At 38.9% G+C, this 3,309-nt stretch carries 3 protein-coding genes; 2 read left to right on the top strand and 1 reads right to left on the bottom strand.

The genetic code is table 11. The annotated features are described in order from the left end of the window. Nucleotides 1–184: 184 nt before the first annotated feature. The gene (gene tssD, locus AB4Y90_RS17565) at nt 185–589 is read right to left on the bottom strand and encodes a type VI secretion system tube protein TssD (RefSeq protein ID WP_180982841.1); all 405 of its coding nucleotides are present in this window, start codon (nt 587–589) and stop codon (nt 185–187) included. Nucleotides 590–889: 300 nt separating this feature from the next. Between tssD and AB4Y90_RS17560 the strand changes: the two genes are divergently transcribed. Both AB4Y90_RS17560 and AB4Y90_RS17555 read left to right on the top strand, forming a co-directional pair. Beyond that, nucleotides 890–1,918: a LacI family DNA-binding transcriptional regulator gene (locus AB4Y90_RS17560; protein ID WP_441558857.1), complete on the top strand. Its 1,029-nt coding sequence runs from the start codon at nt 890–892 to the stop codon at nt 1,916–1,918. A 352-nt stretch (nt 1,919–2,270) separates the two neighbouring features. Continuing rightward, nucleotides 2,271–2,765, top strand: coding sequence for a hypothetical protein (locus tag AB4Y90_RS17555; protein WP_441558858.1), 495 nt, complete (start codon nt 2,271–2,273; stop codon nt 2,763–2,765). The last annotated feature ends 544 nt before the right edge of the window (nt 2,766–3,309 follow it).

Raw genomic sequence — 3,309 nt, 5'->3', positions numbered from 1 at the left:
TTGAACGGAGCTCTTTTTTATTTTTTGGTGCAACCAATAAATAAAAAAAGCGGGAGTGGAAGCAGGATAAGCTGCCCAAAAAACAATAAAATGCTTTATATTATTAAAAATATCTAGGCAAAAAAGACCGTCTTTTCGGGACAGTCTTTTATTCGAATCTCTATAAACCTCGATGAATTGCCGTTTATGCAGTTGGCCAGATTCCCTCGTAAGCAGAGTTACCGTAGTTGATTTTCTCGGCACTCACTACAAAGCTTATCAGCATTGAGTTTTCGTCTACCGCATCGAAGTCTACTTCGTGCTGGATCACATAACCGTTTTCCCAGCTTAGAGTAATCAGCGTTCCTTCTTCGTGAGATTTGTTGAAGGTGATCTCTCCTGTTGTAGGCTTGTATTTTCCGTTTAGTAATGACTCAAGGATGTCAGATTTTTCTGTTGCCTCGATCGTTAATTTGATAAGCGCATTTGACGGGTCTGATGCTACTCTACCTGAAACGTCTGTTGATCTTGAAACGCTGTAGTTCAGCTTTAATAATTTTTGACCTTCGCTGCCGTTGAATTTTAAGATTCCTCTTGAATTTGCTGCCATGATAAGTAAATTTTAATCGTTACTATTTTTTGTGATTTCTATAACCCAAAGATAAATACACCAATAATATTCCTGAAATTTTTATACGTGTTTTTTAAWTTTTGTAGTAATTCTACGATTTGGTGTAGTAGAACTACGATGGCGCTGTAATGCTTTAAGAAAACAGATTATTTGTGCAACTTTTAATCATTAATATATAAAATTACAGGTTCTACGCTATTGGTATTCATAATTTGATTAAATTTACCACCATTCCACACAGGAATACAGATGGAAAATTAATGTTAGTTCAAAATACTTATGACAAAGAAAAATGCCACTATCTATGATATTTCGAAAAAGCTAAACGTAAGTGTGGCAACAGTTTCCAGGGCATTGAATGATAATCCCCGAATCAGCCAGGCAACGAAAGACCTTGTGATGAAAACGGCAAAGGAAATGAATTATAAGCAAAATAACCTTGCCAAAGCCCTAAAAAGCGGGGAAACCAAAAACGTAGGAATCATTGTTCCGTACATTAATACCAACTTTTTCTCATCTGTCATCCGTGGAATTGAAGAAGAACTTTCCCTTCACGGCTATCATGTGATTATCTGCCAAAGCCACGAAGATGTCTTAACCGAAAAAAAGCATCTGAATACTTTACTGAATGCTCAGGTTGACGGGATTTTCATGTCTGTTTCGCGTACCACCATAGACACGGAACACATTCAGCAGATTTTAAATACGACAAATACCCCGATTATATTTTTTGACAGAAAGAAAGACATCGCGGGAATTAGCACTGTTACGATTGATGATTACAAAGGCGGTTACATGGCGACGGAACATCTTATTTCTGAAGGTTATAAAAACATCTGCCACTTTGCCGGAGATCTTAATCTTGAAATTTACCAAAACCGTCTGAAAGGTTATAAGCAAGCCTTAATTGACCACAAATTTCAGGTAAAAGAGGAAAATATCATCTCTACAGGAAGCTCGATTGATGCCGGAATAGAGGCCATCAAAACTTTATGGAGCCGGCCTTCAATTCCCGATGCGATTTTTTCTGCCAGTGATTTTGCAGCGTTGGGCGCTTGCCAGGAACTGAAAAAACGTAAGATAAAAATTCCGCAGGAAGTTGCCGTAATCGGTTTCTCAAACGAGCCTTTCACCCAATTTATGGAGCTACCGATGAGCTCGATGGATCAGACTCCTGTTATTATGGGAAATATGGCAGGACAGGTTTTTTTAGACCATATTAAAGATAATTCTTCAGGCGTTTCTATTGAAAAAAAGGTTGTACTTGCACCGAAAATTTGTGTAAGAAAGTCTTCAAAAAGAAAATAATTTTTTTTATTAATTTTCTTTTGTCTTAAAACAAAAGAAACAAAAATTCAAGACTTGGAACTGAAAAGCTAAAAATAATCGATACTCTCTAAAAATTCTAAAACTTGCGCGAGTTCAAGATGAGTACTTTGATTGCTAATTGGTGTCGCGCTTCGAACAGAAGAATTTTCTTAACGTTCGCATCGCTTATTTTCTTGACGCTTTCATTTCCTATGTCACTTTTACAATTAACTAGGTTTATAATTATTTTAAAAATTACTCTTTGCATTAAAATTTTTTCTACCTTAGTTTTCCCAAGATAAAAAAACACACGATTTTATATAAATAGTATTAATCTTTAAAATCAAAAATGATGGGATTAACAAATTTAAACTCCACGCATTTGAGCAGTGCAAAGATCACTGCGACACAGGATGCCATTGCGGCATTGGAAGCAGCGCTTGCTGAAATCACAATCAACCTTTCACCCGAAGACCGTAAACGCTACGGAAGCATCAACGAGCAAAACAAACTTTTCGTGAACAAAGTCTACGACTACAATCAAAGCCAGCCCAACCTGAGCTCGCCCGAAGTAGACTGGGAAGAATTTAACAGAGATCACAGCTCCCGAAGAAACATGGAAGCCATGATCAGCAGACTTGAAAGCCTTATCACAAGAATGACCAATGCCAAGATTCTTCACGATTACGACAATTATCAGGCAAGTCTTGTAGATTATGCTTTCACCGCCTATAAAACGGGTTCGTCGGCACCGGGATTTGAAGACAAGTACAAAGATCTGAAACAGTTCTTTGTAAAAAATTCAACTTCTACGGCTCCACCTACTCCACCGGAGGAGAAAAAGTAAAACAACAATCATCAATGACCCCTTCAATAATCTGGAGGGGTATTTTTATGCTTTAGATTTTCGCATGATGGGTTTAGATACGTTATTTAATTCTCGGGGGAAGTTCTTCAACTCCTCCCGATACGTTTCTCATAGATGCAGAGGCGTCTTTCAGTCATCTGGAGACGTTCTGTGGTGGTCTGGAGCCGTTGTTTACTACTCTGGATACGTTCTCAATAGATCGGATGCGGTCTTTTACCTATCCGGACCTATCTTTTACCTGTCGGGATAGGTTGGGTAACATGTCTGGATGTATTGAGAACCTCATCGGAGGCGTTGATAACCCCGCCGGACTTCTGATGAACTTATCGGGAGAGGTGGTGCAACGTATCGGAAGCTTTGTGGAACGTGTCAGGACTTCTTCGAAACGTATCAGGATAGGTTTTGGGCGTGTCGGTTGTGGTGCGGAAAGTAGAATTTGGGATTGGGACGTGGAGGGACAGGTTTTGTTATTGCTGGAGCGAGCGTCTCGCTCGTATATCTTTCCTAAATGGACACGCTGGAG

This window comes from Chryseobacterium sp. 2TAF14 (genome assembly GCF_052115105.1).
Classification (GTDB): domain Bacteria; phylum Bacteroidota; class Bacteroidia; order Flavobacteriales; family Weeksellaceae; genus Chryseobacterium.
The sequence above is the reverse complement of the archived record's forward strand: the minus strand, read 5'-3'. Positions and strand labels throughout refer to the sequence as shown.